The 17,889-nt window shown below is 66.5% G+C and carries 15 protein-coding genes; 14 read left to right on the top strand and 1 reads right to left on the bottom strand.

Annotation, left to right across the window (positions count from 1 at the left end; genetic code table 11):
• Window positions 1-31: 31 nt before the first annotated feature.
• A complete protein-coding gene (locus B7Z66_00655) occupies window positions 32-1,444 on the top strand; it encodes an oxygen-independent coproporphyrinogen III oxidase (protein ID OYV78104.1) in 1,413 nt (470 codons plus the stop codon).
• A gap of 126 nt (window positions 1,445-1,570) precedes the next feature.
• On the opposite strand, the gene B7Z66_00650 is transcribed toward B7Z66_00655, so the two are convergent.
• Window positions 1,571-1,768, bottom strand: coding sequence for a hypothetical protein (locus B7Z66_00650; GenBank protein ID OYV78103.1), 198 nt, complete (start codon window positions 1,766-1,768; stop codon window positions 1,571-1,573).
• 184 nt (window positions 1,769-1,952) lie between these two features.
• Between B7Z66_00650 and B7Z66_00645 the strand changes: the two genes are divergently transcribed.
• The 13 genes from B7Z66_00645 to B7Z66_00585 all read left to right on the top strand — a co-directional run bounded on the left by B7Z66_00645 (window position 1,953) and on the right by B7Z66_00585 (window position 17,813).
• A complete protein-coding gene (locus B7Z66_00645) occupies window positions 1,953-3,056 on the top strand; it encodes a chorismate synthase (protein ID OYV78102.1) in 1,104 nt (367 codons plus the stop codon).
• A 110-nt stretch (window positions 3,057-3,166) separates the two neighbouring features.
• Entirely contained in the window at window positions 3,167-4,312 is a 1,146-nt protein-coding gene (locus tag B7Z66_00640) for an MFS transporter (protein OYV78101.1), read from the top strand.
• A 111-nt stretch (window positions 4,313-4,423) separates the two neighbouring features.
• Window positions 4,424-5,830: a 3-isopropylmalate dehydratase large subunit gene (locus tag B7Z66_00635; protein ID OYV78100.1), complete on the top strand. Its 1,407-nt coding sequence runs from the start codon at window positions 4,424-4,426 to the stop codon at window positions 5,828-5,830.
• A 127-nt stretch (window positions 5,831-5,957) separates the two neighbouring features.
• On the top strand, window positions 5,958-6,614 hold the full coding sequence (locus B7Z66_00630; GenBank protein OYV78099.1) for a 3-isopropylmalate dehydratase small subunit: 657 nt from the start codon (window positions 5,958-5,960) through the stop codon (window positions 6,612-6,614).
• Between the two features lie 72 nt (window positions 6,615-6,686).
• On the top strand, window positions 6,687-7,769 hold the full coding sequence (locus B7Z66_00625) for a 3-isopropylmalate dehydrogenase (protein OYV78098.1): 1,083 nt from the start codon (window positions 6,687-6,689) through the stop codon (window positions 7,767-7,769).
• 79 nt (window positions 7,770-7,848) lie between these two features.
• Window positions 7,849-8,871 carry an aspartate-semialdehyde dehydrogenase gene (locus tag B7Z66_00620; protein ID OYV78097.1) on the top strand — a complete coding sequence of 341 codons (1,023 nt, stop codon included), beginning with the start codon at window positions 7,849-7,851 and terminating at the stop codon, window positions 8,869-8,871.
• Window positions 8,872-9,021: 150 nt separating this feature from the next.
• Complete coding sequence (locus B7Z66_00615; protein ID OYV78096.1) at window positions 9,022-11,556, top strand: hypothetical protein; 2,535 nt, start codon at window positions 9,022-9,024, stop codon at window positions 11,554-11,556.
• Window positions 11,557-11,683: 127 nt separating this feature from the next.
• Window positions 11,684-12,466, top strand: coding sequence for a tRNA pseudouridine(38-40) synthase TruA (locus B7Z66_00610; protein ID OYV78095.1), 783 nt, complete (start codon window positions 11,684-11,686; stop codon window positions 12,464-12,466).
• An 80-nt stretch (window positions 12,467-12,546) separates the two neighbouring features.
• Window positions 12,547-13,188, top strand: coding sequence for an N-(5'-phosphoribosyl)anthranilate isomerase (locus B7Z66_00605; protein ID OYV78094.1), 642 nt, complete (start codon window positions 12,547-12,549; stop codon window positions 13,186-13,188).
• Between the two features lie 70 nt (window positions 13,189-13,258).
• Window positions 13,259-14,383: a tryptophan synthase subunit beta gene (locus B7Z66_00600; GenBank protein ID OYV78375.1), complete on the top strand. Its 1,125-nt coding sequence runs from the start codon at window positions 13,259-13,261 to the stop codon at window positions 14,381-14,383.
• Window positions 14,380-15,213: a tryptophan synthase subunit alpha gene (locus B7Z66_00595; GenBank protein OYV78093.1), complete on the top strand. Its 834-nt coding sequence runs from the start codon at window positions 14,380-14,382 to the stop codon at window positions 15,211-15,213. The genes B7Z66_00600 and B7Z66_00595 overlap by 4 nt, the downstream gene beginning before the upstream one ends.
• A 93-nt stretch (window positions 15,214-15,306) precedes the next feature.
• Window positions 15,307-16,167 (top strand): acetyl-CoA carboxylase carboxyl transferase subunit beta, encoded by an 861-nt coding sequence (locus B7Z66_00590; protein ID OYV78092.1) that lies wholly within the window; start codon window positions 15,307-15,309, stop codon window positions 16,165-16,167.
• Window positions 16,168-16,526: 359 nt separating this feature from the next.
• Window positions 16,527-17,813, top strand: a complete 1,287-nt coding sequence (locus tag B7Z66_00585; protein OYV78374.1) for a bifunctional tetrahydrofolate synthase/dihydrofolate synthase — start codon at window positions 16,527-16,529, stop codon at window positions 17,811-17,813.
• The last annotated feature ends 76 nt before the right edge of the window (window positions 17,814-17,889 follow it).

The raw sequence follows: 17,889 nt of genomic DNA, 5'->3' as shown, positions 1-17,889 counted from the left end.
CGGGGTACGCCACCGGCTAGGATTCCAGGCCATGGAAGGCCTATCCCAGCGGGTGGTTTTCGATCCGGAGCGCATCCGTCGCTATGACTTGGCGGGTCCTCGCTACACGTCTTATCCCACTGCGCCCCAGTTCGATCCAGAGTATGGCGAGGCCCAGTATCGGGAGTGGGCGCGGCGCAGCAACCTATCCGCCCCGCAGCGGCCCCTTTCGCTCTATGTCCACATCCCGTTTTGCGACACGGTCTGTTTCTATTGCGCCTGCAACAAGGTGGTGACCGGGAACCACTCCCGCGCCGGCCCGTATATGGAGCGGTTGTTGCGGGAGGTGGAACTGCAAGGCGCGCTGTTCGACCGGGAACGGAGCGTAGATCAGTTGGCGTGGGGCGGAGGCACCCCGACCTTTCTGAGCGATGCCCAGATCCAGGAGCTGATGGCGGCCATAGGCCGGCATTTCCGCCTGCGCGACGATGACTGGGGCGAGTACTCCATCGAGGTGGATCCGCGGCGGATCCGGGGGCAGACCCTCACTGTGCTGCGCGCGTTGGGGTTCAACCGCATCAGTCTCGGCATCCAGGATTTCGACCCCCAGGTCCAGCGCGCCGTCAACCGGATCCAGGGTGAGGCGCAGACCTTCGCGGTCCTGGAGTCCGCGCGCCGCGCGGGGTTTCACTCGGTCAGTGTGGACTTGATGTACGGCTTGCCGTTCCAGAATGTGGAGCGTTTCGCGCGCACCCTGGACAAGGTGATCGACGCTGCGCCCGATCGCCTGTCGGTGTTCAACTATGCCCATCTGCCCGAGCGGTTCAAACCCCAGCGGCGCATCCGCCTTGATGACCTGCCGCCACCTGCGGAGAAGCTGGCGATCCTGCGCCACACTGTTGAACGGCTCGAAGCGGCGGGCTATGTCTATATCGGCATGGACCACTTCGCCCGCCCGGGGGACGAGCTGGCGCGGGCGCAGCGCGCGGGCACTCTGTACCGGAATTTTCAGGGTTATTCCACCCACGCGGATTGCGACTTGGTGGGGCTCGGTGTCAGCGCGATCAGCCAAGTGGCCGAGAGCTACAGCCAGAACGCGCGCGATCTGCCCGCGTACTACGAACGTTTGGACGCCGGCCGCCTGGCGGTGGTGCGCGGTGTTGGGCTGAGCCCGGACGACCGGCTGCGGCGCGCGGTAATCATGGGCCTGTTATGCCATGCCCAAGTGTCCTACGCCGCGATCGAGGCGCGCTACGGAATCGTATTTCCGGAATACTTCCGCGCTGAACTGGAACGGCTCGCGGTAATGGAGGCGGATGGTTTGGTCGAGGTAACGCAGGAGCGGATCCGGGTGACACCAGTGGGACGGCTGCTGGCCCGCAACGTGGCCATGATCTTCGACGGCTATTTGCGCTCGCCGCCGTCCCGGGACCGGGACCCGGTGCGCTATTCGCGCGTGATCTGAGGACTGCCGGTGTCTCGAGGATCCGCGCCATCGCGGGGCCTGTTCCCGGTGTCCGTTTTGACTTAGCGCTGGCTACGCGGCCGACCCTTACGGTGCTCGCACGGCGAATATTGGCGGGACATCCGGTTAGAGCTGTTTGTAGATCAGTCCGGGAGGTAAGAGCATCTCGCCCTTATCCAGTTGATCCAACGGGCAGCCTTCCACGTCGCATTGGGCGATCCGGTCGAATATGTAGGTTTCGTCCTGGTCCTGGAACTTCTCGAAGATGGGTTGCCCGAGATAGGAACCGATTCTCGGACCGTATTGTCGTTGACTCCGTTCCATTTCAGCCTCGCCGTCAACTAGATCCGTTGCCGCAACCGGGGCCCAGGTGGCGCCGGCTCAGGTGCCTCGACGGTGGTGGCCGGGCTGGTAGCTCCGGCGCATCACCTTCAGTGGATGGAATCGACCCGGAACGCGGAAACTTTAGGCGAGACGTCCGGGAGGCGAGCCGCTACAATGCCTACTCATGTCCGGGAACACCATAGGCAGGCTGTTCAGCGTCACCACCTTCGGCGAAAGTCACGGCGCGGCCATTGGTTGCGTGGTGGACGGCTGCCCGCCGGGCCTGGCGCTTTCGGAGGCAGACCTGCAGCCGGATCTGGACCGTCGCAAACCCGGCAAGAGCCGCCATACCTCCCAGCGCCGCGAGGCGGACGCGGTGGCGATCCTGTCCGGGGTGTTCGAGGGGCGTACCACCGGCACGCCTATCGGGCTGCTGATCCACAACACCGACGCGCGTTCCCGGGACTACACGGAGATCCAGGACCGATTCCGGCCCGGCCACGCGGACTACACCTACGTACAGAAGTACGGATTTCGGGACTACCGCGGCGGCGGGCGTTCCTCGGCCCGCGAGACCACGATGCGGGTGGCGGCGGGTGCGATTGCGAAGAAGTATCTGGCAGAGCGCTACGGCGTCGTGATCCGGGGTTATCTGGCGCAGCTCGGGCCGATCCGCGCAGAGGCGTTCGTCTGGGACGAGGTGGAACGCAACCCGTTCTTTTGTCCAGATGCGGCCAAGGTGCCGGAGCTCGAGGCGTACATGGACGCGTTGCGCAAGGAGGGCGATTCCATCGGTGCGCGGATCAACGTGGTGGCCCAGGGGGTGCCCCCGGGGCTTGGGGAGCCGGTGTTCGACCGCCTGGACGCCGATCTCGCCCATGCGCTCATGAGTATCAATGCCGTGAAGGGGGTGGAGATCGGCGCCGGGTTCGCCAGTGTTACCCAGAAGGGGACCGAGCACCGGGATGAGCTGACCCCGGATGGGTTTCTGAGCAACCGCTCGGGCGGGATCCTGGGCGGGATCTCCACCGGCCAGGATCTGCTGGCCTCTATCGCCCTTAAGCCCACCTCCAGCATCCGGCTACCAGGTCGCAGCGTGAATCTTGAGGGGGCGCCGGTGGAAGTGGTCACCAAGGGGCGTCACGATCCGTGCGTGGGGATCCGCGCCACCCCCATTGCCGAGGCCATGGTGGCGATTGTGTTGATGGACCATGTACTACGCCATCGTGCCCAGAATCTCGACGTGATACCCCCCCTGCCGCCAGTTCCCCCGGCTCCTGGTCCCTGACAGCCGCCCGCCGCCGGTGGGGCTTGAGTCTTCCGCGCGGTTCTGACAGGGTGGCCGCGCGTCTCCCCCGGACCGGGTGGGGACGGGCCCACGGCCCTCCAGGTCCCGCTATGATCTACTGGCGACTCTCCGGTTTTTATTGGTTCTATTTCGCGGCCCTCGGGGCTTTGGTTCCCTATTGGAGCCTGTACCTGAAGTCCGTCGGATTCGGACCGGTGGCCATCGGAGAACTGATGGCCATCATGATGGCCACCCGAATCGTCGCGCCCAATCTGGCCGGCTGGCTGGCGGATCACACCGGCCGGCGCATGGCGGTGGTGCGTTGCGCGTCGTTTCTGGCACCCGTGGCGTTCGCTGGCGTGCTGTTGGGACATGGGTTCGGATGGTTGGCCCTGGTGGTCGCCCTGTTCAGCTTCTTCTGGAACGCGGCCCTGCCCCAGTTCGAGGCCATCACCCTCAACCATCTGGGCCCGCGGGTACACCGCTACAGCCGGGTACGCCTCTGGGGTTCCATCGGTTTCATCCTGAGCGTCTCCGGACTCGGGTTCCTGTTCCAGCGCTACGCCGCCGGTTTGCTTCCACTGGTGGTGCTGGCGCTGCTGTTCGGTATCGGCGTTACCAGTCTCCTGGTGCCGGACGGGGCTGCGCCGCCCCGGAAGGGCGCGCCGCGTCCGCTGCTCGAAGTACTGGGCCGGCGGGAGGTGGCGGCGCTGCTGGTGGTGTGTTTTCTCATGCAGGTCAGCCATGGCCCCTACTATGCGTTCTTCACCCTCTATCTGGAGGACCATGGATACCGCGCGGGGCTCATTGGCCTGTTGTGGGCGCTGGGTGTGCTGGCGGAGATCGGCGTGTTCCTGGTCATGCACCGTCTGTTGCCCCGGTTCGGTGCCCGGTCTTTGCTGCTGGCGAGCCTGGCCCTGGCGGCCCTGCGCTGGCTGCTGATCGGGGCATTCCCGCGCCATCTGTTGTTGATCGTATTTGCGCAGACCCTGCATGCCGCGAGTTTCGGTGTCTACCATGCGGTGGCGATCCATCTGGTGCATGGTTTGTTCACTGGCCGTCATCAGGGGCGCGGCCAAGCCCTCTACAGCAGCGTAAGCTTCGGTGCTGGAGCGGCCTTGGGGAGTCTGGCCAGCGGCTACCTGTGGGCCGGGCTGGGTCCCAGTGCCGCTTTCTACGGCGCCGCCCTGGTGGCGGGCGTCGCGTGGCTCGTGGCCTGGCGCTGGATACCTGCCGGCGGTGTGCCGGGGGCCTAATGCAGCCCGGTATCGCACGGGCTGCACCTGCTTTCCGCCCTCGCATCCGATATAATGAACGGCTTATCCTGACCTGCTGGCAGGCCGGTAACAGCGATGGAATCGTGCGGGATGGTTGGTCAAACCCTCTACGACAAGCTATGGGACGCCCATGTGGTGCACGTGGACCCCGACGGGGTCACGCTGCTCTACATCGACCGGCACTTGGTGCATGAGGTGACGTCGCCCCAGGCCTTCGAGGGCCTGCGCGTCGCCGGGCGGCGCCCGTGGCGCGCCGGTTCTGTAGTGGCGGTGCCGGATCACAATGTGCCCACCACCGCACGCGGGGACGGGATCACTGATCCCGTCTCGCGCATCCAGGTACGGACCCTGGACGCCAACTGCGTGGAGTTCGGTATCACCGAATTCGGCATGGACGATCCGCGTCAGGGGGTGGTCCACGTCATCGGACCCGAGCAGGGCCTCACCCTGCCCGGAATGACGGTGGTGTGCGGCGATTCCCACACCTCCACCCACGGCGCGTTCGCAGCGCTCGCCTTCGGTATCGGGACCTCCGAGGTTGAGCATGCGCTGGCCACCCAGTGCCTGATATTGCAGAAGTCCCGTAACCTGCTGGTGCAGGTGGACGGGGTGCTGGGACGCGGCGTTACCGCCAAGGACATTGCCCTGGCGGTGATCGGCGAAATCGGCACCGCGGGCGGTACCGGTTACACCATCGAGTTCGCCGGGGAGGCAATCCGCGCCTTGTCCATGGAAGCCCGCATGACGCTGTGCAACATGGCAATTGAGGCGGGCGCCCGCGCCGGCCTCGTGGCCGTGGACGCGCGCACCATCGAGTATCTCCGGGGCCGCCCCTACGCGCCCGCGGGCGACCTTTGGGATCTAGCGGTGCAGGCGTGGTCCGCGTTGCACAGCGATCCCGGCGCGGTGTTCGACCGGGTGGTGCGCGTGGACGCGGCCGCCATCCGGCCCCAGGTGACCTGGGGTACCTCGCCAGAGATGGTGGTGCCGGTGGACGGGCGCGTGCCCAAACCGCAGGATGAACCCGATCCCGTGAAGCGGGAGGGGATGGAGCACGCCTTGCAGTACATGGGACTGGTGCCTGGAACCCCGGTCACCGAGATCCGTCCCGACAAGGTCTTCATCGGCTCCTGCACCAACTCCCGGATCGAGGATCTGCGCGCCGCCGCCGCGGTGCTGCGGGGCCGCAAGGTGGCCGCCAGCATCAAGCAGGCCTTGGTGGTGCCGGGGTCCGGACTGGTGAAGCAGCAGGCGGAGGCCGAGGGGCTCGATCGGGTGTTCATCGCCGCGGGCTTTGAGTGGCGCACGCCCGGCTGTTCCATGTGCCTGGGGATGAATCCGGACCGGCTCGCCCCCGGCGAGCGCTGCGCCTCCACCTCGAACCGCAACTTCGAGGGCCGCCAGGGGCCCGGTGGGCGTACCCATCTGGTGAGCCCGGCCATGGCGGCGGCGGCGGCGGTCCATGGTCATTTCGTGGACGTAAGAGAACTGGATTGATGGCCTACCCAAGGGGCTACCGTCGGGTGCTTCGCTCCAGCGGGTGGACGCGGTGCCCGCGGCAGTCACACGTGGGCGCGGGTGAGTAGTCCGCGGCTACCCGGCGTACGGACGGAACATAACACCCATGAAAAAATTCGAGACCCACACGGGACTGGTGGCCGTTCTGGATCGTGCCAACGTGGATACCGATGCCATCATCCCGAAGCAGTTTCTGAAATCGATCCACCGTACCGGTTTTGGGCGGTATTTGTTCGACGAATGGCGCTATCTCGACCATGGCGAGCCGGGGATGGACTGTACCCATCGGCCGCGCAATCCCGATTTCGTGTTGAACCTGCCCCGCTATCAAGGTGCGGAGGTGCTGCTGGCGCGGACCAATTTCGGTTGTGGCTCGTCGCGCGAGCACGCGGTGTGGGCGCTTTCGGATTATGGCTTCCGGGCCGTCATCGCGCCGAGCTTCGCGGATATATTTTTCAACAACTGCTTTAAGAATGGGGTGCTGCCCTTGGTGCTGGACGACGCCACCGTGGATCGCCTGTTCCGCGAAACCGGCGCCCGGGAGGGTTACCGGCTCACCATCGACCTCCCAGGCCAGTCGGTGACCACGCCGGACGGCGCGTCGTTCGGCTTCGACGTGGATCCGTTTCGCAAGCACTGCCTGTTGGAGGGCCTGGACGAGATCGGTCTCAGCCTGCAGCGTGCGGAGGCGATCCGGGACTACGAACGGCGCCGTCGTACCGATGCCCCCTGGCTGTTTCCGGAGGCCAGCGCTGAACGCTGAGCGCGGCTCCCACGCATCGGGCCGCCGGCCCTTCTTGGCCTATCCCCGACTACGCCCGGATACAGGATCCCTATGACACACAAGATTCTCGTGTTGCCCGGTGACGGCATTGGTCCCGAGATCGTTCATGAAGCGCGCAAGGTCATTGAGGTCCTGACCGCGGACTTCGGGCTTGGTGTGGAGTTGGAGGAGGCCCTGGTGGGCGGCGCGGCCTATGAGGTTACCGGCAGTCCGCTTCCGGATTCCACCTTGCGTCTGGCGCGGGATGCGGACGCGGTGTTGCTGGGCGCGGTGGGCGGGCCGCGCTGGGATGGACTGGATCGGGATCTGCGCCCGGAGCGGGGTCTGCTGGGATTGCGGGCCGGACTGGGCCTGTTTGCAAACCTGCGTCCGGCGCTGCTCTATCCGCAATTGGCCGACGCCTCCACGCTCAAGCCGGAGGTGGTGGCCGGTCTGGACCTGATGATCGTGCGTGAGCTGACCGGGGGAATTTATTTCGGCGCGCCGCGCGGGATACGGGATGCGGATGGTGGTGGGCGGCAGGCCTACAACACCATGGTGTACGGCGAGGCGGAGATCGAGCGCATCGGACGGGTCGCCTTCGAGGTGGCGCGCAAGCGCGCCCGGCGGGTGTGCTCCGTGGACAAGGCCAATGTGTTGGAGGTCTCCGAGCTGTGGCGTGAAGTCATCACCCGCGTGGCTGCCGACTATCCGGATGTCACCCTGTCCCACCTGTACGTGGACAACGCGGCCATGCAGCTGGTCCGAGCTCCGAAACAGTTCGACGTGATCGTGACCGGGAATCTGTTCGGGGATATCCTGTCGGATCAGGCGGCGATGCTTACCGGGTCCATCGGCATGCTGCCGTCCGCGTCCCTGGATCAGGGTGCCAAGGGCATGTACGAGCCCATCCACGGTTCTGCCCCGGATATCGCGGGGCGTGGCGTCGCCAATCCGTTGGCCACCATCCTGTCCGTGGCCATGCTGTTGCGCTATTCCCTGGGGGAAGCGGCGTATGCGGAGCGGGTGGAGCGCGCCGTGACACGGGTTTTGGATCAGGGCCTGCGCACGCCGGATATCCAGGCCGCGGGGACGCGCACAGTGGGTACCCGCGAGATCGGTGACGCGGTGGCGGTGGCACTGCGTGCTCCATAACGGGGTGATGCGCCGACGTGGCAGGACCTGTGTAGATCGGGAAGTGCAGCGGATTCACTAACGAGGTCGTGGCGCGGATATGAGCAGATGTTTCGATGTGGCGGTAGTGGGTGCGACAGGCGCGGTCGGCGAGGCGATGCTCTCGATCCTTGAACAGCGCAAGTTCCCGGTAGGCACGGTCTACGCGCTGGCGAGCAGCCGCTCGGCGGGCAGCCGCGTGGGGTTCAAGCACCAGCAGTTGAAGGTGCAGGATTTGGCGGAATTCGATTTCTCCCAGGTACAGATCGGCTTGTTCTCGGCGGGGGCGTCGGTTTCCGAGGTGTATGCGCCCAAGGCCGCGGCCGCGGGGTGTGTGGTGGTGGACAATACCTCCCAGTTCCGTTACGACGCGGATATCCCACTGGTGGTGACGGAGGTCAACCCCCATGCCATAGCCGCTTATCCCGGGCACGGTATCATCGCCAACCCGAACTGTTCGACCATCCAGATGCTGGTGGCCCTCAAACCGATCTACGATGCGGTGGGCATCGAGCGCATCAACGTGGCCACCTATCAGGCGGTGTCCGGGACCGGCAAGGAGGCCATCGAGGAGTTGGCGACGCAGACCGCGCAGTTGCTCAACGGCAAGTCGATCAAGGCACAGGTCTATCCCAAGCAGATCGCGTTCAACGTGTTACCGCAGATCGACGTCTTCATGGAGAACGGCTATACCAAGGAAGAGATGAAGATGGTTTGGGAGACCCGCAAGATTCTGGAGGACGATGCCATCCAGGTGAACCCGACCGCGGTGCGTGTGCCGGTCTTCTACGGACATTCAGAGGCGGTGCATATTGAGACCCGGGACAAGATCAGCGCCGAACAGGCGCGTGCGCTGTTAGCCAAGGCCCCAGGGGTGACCGTGATGGATGAGCGTCGTGCGGGGGGGTATCCCACTGCGGTGACCGAGGCGGCGCGGCACGATGCGGTGTTCGTGGGTCGTATCCGCGAGGACATCTCCCACCCCCGGGGGCTGGACCTGTGGGTGGTCTCGGATAACGTGCGCAAGGGGGCGGCCTTGAACAGTGTTCAGATCGCGGAGGTTTTGATCGCTAAGTACTTGTAAGCTATATTGACGCGGGATGCCAGCGGGGTGGATGGTGTCTCCCGGGGGGCCCAGTTAAGTAATCCGAGCGGACTTCCGATATAGCGACACATATGGAGGTCCGGCAGGGCCTCGCCCGTGGGATGAGCCAAAAGTAAGGGAGCGTCGTCAATGAATCGGAAGCTGGCCGTGGCGGTGGCCTCGGTGTGCATGCTGGCGCCTATGCCGCTGTATGCCCTGGGGTTGGGCGATATCACCCTGCATTCCCACCTGGATGAGAAGCTGACCGCTGACATCCAGCTCTACTCCGACAATCCGGCGGAGTTGGAAGGGGCCCTGGTGAGTCTCGCCAGCCCGGGTGTCTTTTCCCGTGCCGGGATCGACCGGCCCTTTGTCCTGAGTGAGCTGCATTTCAAGGTGCTGCGGGACGCCAAGGGTCAGCCCTACATCCAAGTTACCAGTGACCAGCCGATCCGGGAGCCGTTCCTGGACTTCATCGTGGAGGTGGATTGGCGCAAGGGTCGGATTCTGCGCCAATACACGGTGTTGCTGAATCCCCCGACCTTGACCAGCGCCCGCCCCACCGGCGTGCAGCCTGCTGCCGCGGTGCCAGCTGGTCCGGTTACGGCGCCGGTCCCGAAGCCTGCCGCGCCAGCGGCGGGCGCCATGACCATGGCCCCACCGCCGGGGCGCCAGCGGGCCGTCGAACGCGGACATACCGCCGCGCCGACGTCCGCCGCCGCGCCAGGGACGCTGCGTACGGTGCGCAATGACACCCTTTGGGCCATTGCACAGCGGATCCGCGCGGGAGACGATTCGGTAACCGTCGAGCAGATGATGTTGGCCTTGCTCAACGCCAATCCCGATGCGTTCTACGACCACAATATCAACCGCCTGAAGGCCGGCTACGTGCTGCGGATCCCGGATGTGTCCGCGGCTCTGGGCATCGACCGGCACGGGGCCCTGGCGCAGGTTCGCCGCCAGACCCAGCTCTGGGAGGCCTACCGACGCCGGCTTGCTGAGAGCGCGTCTGGCGCCGCCCCGGTGGCTACGCGCGCGGCTCCCGCTCCGACCCCCGCGGCGGTGCCGAAGGAACAGGACCGGTTGCGGTTACTGGCACCCAGTTCCGCCGCGGGAGGTGCGTCCGCCGCGGGTGTGCCCGGGACCGCTGGGACGCCGACCCGCGCCGCGCTCAAACACCTTCAGAACCAGCTCGCCCTGGCCACCGAGTCCGCGGCGGTCGGGAATCAGCAGAGCAAGGAACTCCAGGGTCGGGTTACCGCCCTGCAGGGGCAGGTCGACCAGCTGAAGCGGCTCCTGAGCCTCAAAGACCAACAACTTGCGGATTTGCAGAATCGGATTCAGCCGGCGCAGGGTCCGCAGGCCGCCGTCCCGGCGGCGCCCGTGGTCGAGACGCCCAACAAGGCGCAGGCCACTGGTGGCACGGAGCCGTCGGTGAAACCGGGCGCGGCGGCGGTGGAAAAACCGGCAGCGCCTGCCGTCACATCTCCGGCAAGGCGGTCCACACCGTTACCCCCCAAGATGCGGCCGGTTTCCCCCGCTCCGGTTCCGGCGAAGGCCCCTCCGACCGGTGGGCTGCGGGCCCTGCTGAACGACCGGGGACTGCTGGCCATGGTGGGGGGCGTGGCGCTCGCCTTGTTGGCCTTGGTGTGGCTGGTGCTCCGGCGCCGCAACCGGCCCGCGTCGTTCCCCCTGGATGAGCCTGGGTTTCCTGCGCCGGCCGATGACATGGACGATAGCGTCGCGGGCCGCGTTCCGGAAGCGCCGGGCCCGGAAGCGGAATCCGCGGTGGCGGAGGCAGGCGGGGATCCGATGGCGGAGGCCGAGATCTATATCGCCTACGGGCGCTACGCTCAGGCGGCGGAACAGCTTTCCCGCGCCCTGGAAGCGGATCCCGATCGTTCGGATCTGAAGGCCAAGCTACTGGAGGTGTACCACGCCAGTGGCGATCGGGAGGCCTTCGAGTCCGGGGCAGAATCCCTGTATGCCGACCTGGGGGGCAGCCATCATCCGCTGTGGGAGAAGGTCGCGGCCCTCGGTGCCGAGTTGTGCCCGGACCATCCCCTGTTCCGGGGTGATGAGCCGGACGATGGGTCTTTATCCACAGGACCGGAAACCGGCGCGTCCGGTGCTGAGTTGGGTGAGCGGCGCGCTCCGACCGAGGGGGAGGAACTGGACCGACTGTTGGATGAAATGGATTCTACCGAGTCTGCCGCCGATGGTGCGGCGGGCCATCCGGCCGCCCGTGCCCCCGCGTTCCAGGAAGAATCCGACACCCATTTTGTGGTGCCGGAAATCCGCACGGACGAACCCGGCTTGGCGGCAGAACCTGCCAAGCACGACACGGCACCGTCGCAGGAGACCGCGGCGGAGGCGGATGATCCGGGTTTCGTGTTCCCCGCGGGATTCCCGGAGACCACGGAGGATGCCCCGTCCAACGTGATCGAATGGGACGGGGATCTGGCGGATTCCGGTGCGCAGTCGGCTGAAGACGCGGACTCGGGGGCCGAAGACGCCGCCCTTGGCGAGCCCGACGAGGTGGGTACCAAGCTCGACTTGGCCCGCGCCTATCTCGATATGGGAGACCAGGAGGGCGCACGGGAGTTGTTGGAGGAAGTACTGGAGGAAGGCAGCGATCCGCAACGTGAAGAGGCCCACGGACTCATGGCCCAGTTGAGCGCCTGAGGTCCCCCTGGTATGAGGGGCGGCACGGATCACCCGCCGCCAGGTACCTGGCTGCAGGCGCGTCCCACCGCGGTCCGTGCGGTGCCCGTGCCTGGGGGCCGGCGCAGCCGGAACCAATCGAAACCCGATGATGCGCATCGCCCTGGGTCTGGAGTATGACGGAGCCCGCTACGCCGGCTGGCAGATCCAGACCGGCGCTCTGACGGTCCAGGGCCACCTGGAACAATCGCTCTCCCGGGTTGCGGACCGCCCCGTCGGGGTGGTGTGCGCGGGCCGCACCGATGCCGGCGTACATGCCACTGGCCAGGTGGTCCACTTCGACACCGAAGCGGTACGTGCTCCGCGCGCATGGGTTCTGGGCACCAACGCCCATCTTCCTGCGGACATCAGCGTGTGTTGGGCGCGGGAGGTGGACCCTGGCTTCCATGCGCGCTTCGCCGCCACCGAGCGCCGCTATCGCTATGTCATCCTCAACCGCGAGAGTCGTCCGGCGCTGCTGCGTAACCGGGTCTGGTGGGTCCACCGTTCGCTGGACGCGGGGCGCGCCGCCGAGGCCACCCGCTACCTAATCGGGGAGCACGATTTCTCCTCGTTTCGCGCGGTGGCTTGTCAGGCCAAACATCCGGTGCGCATCGTCCATCGCCTGGAGGTGACGCGGCATGGGGAGTTCCTGTATATCGACGTGGTGGCGAATGGCTTCCTGCACCACATGGTGCGCAACCTTGCCGGCGTGCTGATGGACATTGCCCGCGGCGTCCATGCGCCGGAGTGGGCCCGCGCGGTGCTGGCGGCCCGCGACCGGGCCCTGGGCGGCGTGACAGCACCTCCCGACGGGCTCTATCTTGTCGGCGTACGCTATCCGGAGCGTTACGCCCTGCCGGATAGCGTGCGGTTGCCGCAATTCCACTGATCTGTTGTGGCACCCGATGGGGTGGGGACCGGAATTCTGGTAACCTTCCAACCGGGAAACAGCGCTGTGGTGGTGGGGATATGCGTACCCGGGTCAAGATCTGTGGAATCACCCGCCCCGAAGACGCGGTGTGCGCCGCGCAGCTCGGGGCGGACGCCATCGGGCTGGTGTTCTTTCCCCGCAGCCCCCGTGCGGTGGACATCCACCGGGCGGTTGAGATTGCGGGTTGCCTTCCGCCGTTCGTGACGGTGGTGGGCTTGTTTGTGGATGCGCCGGACTCGCGAGTGGAGGCGGTGCTGGAGGCGGTGCCGGTGTCCCTCCTGCAGTTTCACGGTCGCGAGAGTGCCGCGTACTGTCGCCGTTTTGGACAGCCCTACGTGAAGGCATTCGCGATGGATGGGGAGACGGACGTGCAGCAGCGGGCCGTTGCCTACCCGGACGCCTCCGGGTTTTTGCTGGACGCCTACGCCAAGGGACTCGCGGGCGGCACGGGTACCACCTTCGATTGGTCGCGGACCCCCACCGGCCTGGGCGTGCCCATCATCCTGGCCGGTGGCCTTACGCCCGAAAATATCGGGGGCGCCATTCAGGCGGTCCATCCCTATGGGGTGGACGTGAGCAGCGGGGTGGAGTCCGCCAAGGGGATCAAGGACGCGCGGCGCATGGCCGCGTTCCTGCAAGAGGTACATCGTGTTGACGCAGATCAGAGCCGTGGATCTTGACCAGCCCCCCCTGCCGGACGCGGAGGGCCACTTCGGCCCCTACGGGGGGCGGTTCGTGTCCGAGACCCTCATGGAGCCCCTGGAGGCGTTGCGCAGCGCCTATGAGCGGTTGCGGGGCGATCCGGATTTTCTGGCGGAACTGGATCGGGATCTGGCCCAGTATGTAGGACGTCCATCGCCGTTGTATCTCGCACGCCGGTGGAGCGACGCCCTCGGGGGGGCGCGCATATTTCTCAAGCGCGAGGACCTCAATCACACCGGCGCCCACAAGATCAACAACACGGTGGGCCAAGCGCTACTTGCACGTCACATGGGCAAGACCCGGGTGATTGCGGAGACCGGCGCCGGCCAGCACGGCGTAGCTACCGCCACGGTGGCCGCGCGTTTCGGTCTTGAATGCGTGGTGTACATGGGCGCCGAGGACATTCGCCGCCAGACCGTTAACGTCTACCGCATGCGCCTGTTGGGGGCGCAGGTGGTGGCGGTGAACTCGGGCTCACGCACCCTCAAGGACGCCATGAACGAGGCGATGCGTGACTGGGTCACCCACGTGGACGACACCTTCTACATCATCGGGACCGTGGCCGGGCCGCATCCGTATCCGGCGATGGTGCGTGACTTCCAAACCGTGATTGGCCGCGAGGCCCGCGCGCAGGTCCTGAACCAGGCGGGGCGATTGCCCGACGCGCTGGTCGCATGCGTGGGGGGTGGGTCCAACGCCATAGGCTTGTTTGCCCCGTTTCTGGCCGACTCCGGGGTCGCACTCTACGGCGTCGAGGCGGCTGGCGCGGGCCTGGATACCGGGCGCCACGCGGCGCCCCTCAACCGCGGGCGTGTGGGCGTGCTGCACGGCAACCGCACCTATCTCATGGAAGACGCCGACGGACAGATCCTCGCCACCCATTCTATCTCTGCGGGCCTGGACTATCCCGGTGTGGGTCCTGAGCATGCCTGGCTCAAGGACAGCGGGCGCGCGCGCTACGTGGCGGTCACCGACGACGAGGCCGTGTCCGCATTCCACACCCTCACGCGCACCGAAGGCATCATGCCAGCGCTGGAGTCTAGTCACGCCCTGGCCTATGCCGCGCGCCTCGCGATGCAACTGGGGCCCGAGGGAATCCTGATCGTCAACCTGTCCGGGCGTGGCGACAAGGACATCCACACCGTGGCAACCCTGGAGGGGATCCAGGTATGAGTCGCATCGACGCGATGTTTGCGACGCTGCGCAGTGCGGGGCGCAGCGCCCTGATTCCCTATATCACGGCAGGCGATCCGGATCCCTCCGCGACCGTACCGCTGTTGCACGCCATGGTGGCGGCTGGCGCAGACTTGGTCGAACTGGGGGTGCCGTTCTCCGATCCCATGGCCGACGGGCCGGTGATCCAGGCGGCCTGCGAGCGTGCCTTGGGCCACCATGTGACCTTGTCCGGGGTGTTGGAAATGGTGGCGGAGTTCCGGCGCGACGATGCGCGCACGCCGGTGGTTCTCATGGGTTACCTTAATCCGGTGGAGGCCATGGGCTATGAACGTTTTGTCCGCGCCGCGGTGCAGGCCGGCGTGGACGGTGTACTGACCGTGGATCTGCCACCGGAAGAGGCGGGCGGTCTGGTACGTGCGTGTACCGAGGGTGGCCTGGATCCGATTTTTCTGGTGGCGCCCACCACGTCGCGGGAACGGATCGCCCGCATCTGCGCGGTGGCGCGGGGCTTCGTATACTACGTCTCGTTGAAGGGCGTGACCGGCGCCGCCCACCTGGATGTGCAGTCGGTGACCGACAAGGTTCGGGAGATTCGGACGATTACGAGCCTGCCGGTGGGCGTCGGGTTCGGGATCCAAGACGCCGCGTCTGCCGCCCGCGTCGCGGCGGTGGCGGACGCGGTGGTAGTGGGCAGCGCCCTGGTGCAGCGCATAGCCAAGTCGGCCCACCATCCAGACCACGCGGCACGGGAGGTGGCGCTGCTGCTCGGCACCATGCGCGCCGCCATGGACGCGGAACGGCTGCCGGTTGCTGCCGGTAAGTCATGAAGGGCCCGGCGGGGTGCGGGACCGGTATCGGATGCGGCGCCATGTGTCGGCGGACCGCTGCCGGTTGATTCATACGCGGCACGTTGAGGATCTATGAGCTGGTTCAAGAAATTGGTATCCACCCGGATACGGACAGAAGGGGGCTCTAAGCGGACCGTGCCAGAGGGCCTATGGACCAAGTGCGAGGCGTGTAACGCCATCCTGTACCGGGCGGAACTGGAGCGGGAGCTGGATGTGTGTCCCAAGTGTCACCACCACCTGCGGATCGGCGCCCGGCGGCGTTTGGACAGCTTTCTCGATCCGGACCCACGGCGCGAGGTAGGCGCCGAACTGGAGCCGGTTGATGTGCTCAGGTTCAGGGACAGCCGCAAATATCGGGACCGGATCGCGCAGGCCCAAAAGGATACCGGCGAAACCGATGCGCTGGTGGTGATGGAGGGGCACCTCAAGGGTGCGCCGGTGGTGGCTGCCGCGTTCGAGTTCAGTTTTATGGGGGGCTCCATGGGTTCCGTGGTCGGGGAGCGGTTTGTGCGCGGGGCCGACATCTGCGTAGAACGGGGTGTCCCCATGGTGTGTTTCTCCGCGAGTGGCGGCGCGCGCATGCAGGAGGCCCTTTTCTCGCTCATGCAGATGTCCAAGACGGCGGCGGCGTTGACCCGTTTGGCACGCCGCGGTATCCCCTATATCTCGGTGCTTACGGATCCGACCATGGGCGGTGTATCCGCCAGCCTCGCCACCCTCGGCGACGTGTTGATCGCGGAGCCCCAGGCCCTGATCGGTTTCGCCGGCCCCCGGGTCATCGAGCAGACGGTTCGGGAGACCCTCCCCGAGGGGTTCCAGCGCAGCGAGTTCTTGTTGGAACACGGTGCCGTCGACATGATCGTAGGACGCCACGAGTTGCGGGATACGGTGGCGTCCCTGCTTGCCCAGATGACCCATCACCCCGAACGTTAGTGTAGTGGTTAACGCTTGGAGGCCAGGTCAGCGTTCGCCCAAAGCGTCCGGCCAAGGCGCGGGCCGCAGGCCATGGCCGTGGTCCTTGGCGAGCGCCGCACCGTGGGGCGCGGTGTCCCCTGCGGGTGTGTCACAGACCGGCCATCTAGCGAATTTGATGGCGGTGGTCATGGTGTGAGTGTTGGGCACGTGAGCCCGCCAGCGTGGGGATAGTCTGACGGCGTGTTGCGTCGCTACCGCAAAGCGCGCCGGGCGGATTCCACCGCGTGATCCCCCGTCCGCCACTGGAGCAGTCAGCCGCCTTCATGAATAATGTCGGCTCCAGCCGACGATCTCCGGTCACGGAGCACGGAATGACGATGGGTTTCCAGACGCTCGACGAGTGGCTCGCATGGCAGGAGGGCCTCCATGCGCGCAGGGTTGATCTGGGGCTGGAGCGGGTCGGCTGGGTGGCAGAGGCCATGGGCCTGGACCATCCGTCCTACCGGGTGGTGACGGTGGCAGGTACCAACGGCAAGGGGTCTTGCGTCGCCCTGCTGCATTCCACGTTGAGCGCCGCCGGCTACCGGGTGGGGGCCTACACCTCTCCTCACCTGTTGCGCTACAACGAGCGGGTGCGCGTTGGCGGGGCGGTGGCAAGCGACGCTCAGTTGTGTCGCGCGTTTGCCCGCATCGACGACGCGCGTCGCGACGTGGCGTTGACCTACTTCGAATACGGTACCCTTGCTGCCCTCGACGTGTTCCGGGAGGCACAGGTGGACATCGCCCTCCTGGAGGTGGGGATGGGCGGGCGGTTGGACGCCACCAACGTCGTGGACGCGGATGTGGCGGTGGTGGCGGCGCTGGCCGTGGACCATGTGGATTGGCTCGGCCCGGACCGGGAGACCATCGCGCGGGAGAAGGCGGGTATCTTCCGACCGCGGCGCCCGGCAGTGTGTGGCGACCCGGATCCACCCCGTTCCCTGCTCGCCCACGCCGCGGGCCTGTCCACGCCGTTATACCGCGTGGGCGTGGATTTCGACTACCGCAGCGCGCCGGAGTCCTGGGAGTGGCATTGCGGGAGCCGGCGCCGCGGCGCCCTGCCGTTTCCCGCGTTGACGGGCGAGTTCCAGCTACGCAACGCCGCCGCGGTCCTGATGGCATTGGAGCTGCTAGCGGATCACTTCCCAGTGAGTCAGGACGACGTCCGCCGTGGCCTGCAGGAGGTCCAACTCGCTGGGCGCTTCCAGGTGATCCCGGGTCCGGTGGAGCGGATCCTGGACGTAGCTCACAACCCCCAGGCGGCCGAGGCCCTGGCGGCCAATCTCGCGCGGCGGCCCTGCGGCGGGCGTACCTTGGCGGTGGTGGCCCTGCTGGGGGACAAGGACATCGAAGGTGTGGTGGTGGCACTGGACCTCATGGTCCACCGCTGGTTGGTGGCGGACCTGCCGGGACCGCGCGCGGTCCCGGTGGCAGAACTCGCTAGCCGCATCCGGCGCGCCGGGGTTCGGGGCGGGGTATCCACGCATCCGGGAGTCGAGGACGCCCTGGAGCGGGCGCAGGTGGAGGCCCAGCCTGGGGATCGGATCGTGATCTTCGGGTCATTTCGCACCGTGGAGGAGGCGTTGCGGGTGGATGAGCGCGCGGCCCGTGCGCGAGACGGGTAGGCCGGTGCCTTGGTGACGCGGGGTTTTCAGTGTAATGTGGAGGCCCGCGTGGGCGTGGGCGCCCGCGGTCCTAGTC

The organism is Chromatiales bacterium 21-64-14 (assembly GCA_002255365.1).
Taxonomy (GTDB): domain Bacteria; phylum Pseudomonadota; class Gammaproteobacteria; order 21-64-14; family 21-64-14; genus 21-64-14.
Note: the sequence above shows the minus strand (reverse complement) of the source record. Positions and strands in the feature narration are given on the sequence as shown.

Coding starts and splice junctions, on each gene's coding strand:
- B7Z66_00630 (OYV78099.1), top strand. CDS start 5,958: ATGAAAAAATTCGAGACCCACACGGGACTGGTGGCCGTTCTGGATCGT.
- B7Z66_00655 (OYV78104.1), top strand. CDS start 32: ATGGAAGGCCTATCCCAGCGGGTGGTTTTCGATCCGGAGCGCATCCGT.
- B7Z66_00615 (OYV78096.1), top strand. CDS start 9,022: ATGAATCGGAAGCTGGCCGTGGCGGTGGCCTCGGTGTGCATGCTGGCG.
- B7Z66_00625 (OYV78098.1), top strand. CDS start 6,687: ATGACACACAAGATTCTCGTGTTGCCCGGTGACGGCATTGGTCCCGAG.
- B7Z66_00650 (OYV78103.1), bottom strand. CDS start 1,768: ATGGAACGGAGTCAACGACAATACGGTCCGAGAATCGGTTCCTATCTC.
- B7Z66_00645 (OYV78102.1), top strand. CDS start 1,953: ATGTCCGGGAACACCATAGGCAGGCTGTTCAGCGTCACCACCTTCGGC.
- B7Z66_00610 (OYV78095.1), top strand. CDS start 11,684: ATGATGCGCATCGCCCTGGGTCTGGAGTATGACGGAGCCCGCTACGCC.
- B7Z66_00620 (OYV78097.1), top strand. CDS start 7,849: ATGAGCAGATGTTTCGATGTGGCGGTAGTGGGTGCGACAGGCGCGGTC.
- B7Z66_00605 (OYV78094.1), top strand. CDS start 12,547: ATGCGTACCCGGGTCAAGATCTGTGGAATCACCCGCCCCGAAGACGCG.
- B7Z66_00585 (OYV78374.1), top strand. CDS start 16,527: ATGGGTTTCCAGACGCTCGACGAGTGGCTCGCATGGCAGGAGGGCCTC.
- B7Z66_00640 (OYV78101.1), top strand. CDS start 3,167: ATGATCTACTGGCGACTCTCCGGTTTTTATTGGTTCTATTTCGCGGCC.
- B7Z66_00600 (OYV78375.1), top strand. CDS start 13,259: ATGGAGCCCCTGGAGGCGTTGCGCAGCGCCTATGAGCGGTTGCGGGGC.
- B7Z66_00590 (OYV78092.1), top strand. CDS start 15,307: ATGAGCTGGTTCAAGAAATTGGTATCCACCCGGATACGGACAGAAGGG.
- B7Z66_00595 (OYV78093.1), top strand. CDS start 14,380: ATGAGTCGCATCGACGCGATGTTTGCGACGCTGCGCAGTGCGGGGCGC.
- B7Z66_00635 (OYV78100.1), top strand. CDS start 4,424: ATGGTTGGTCAAACCCTCTACGACAAGCTATGGGACGCCCATGTGGTG.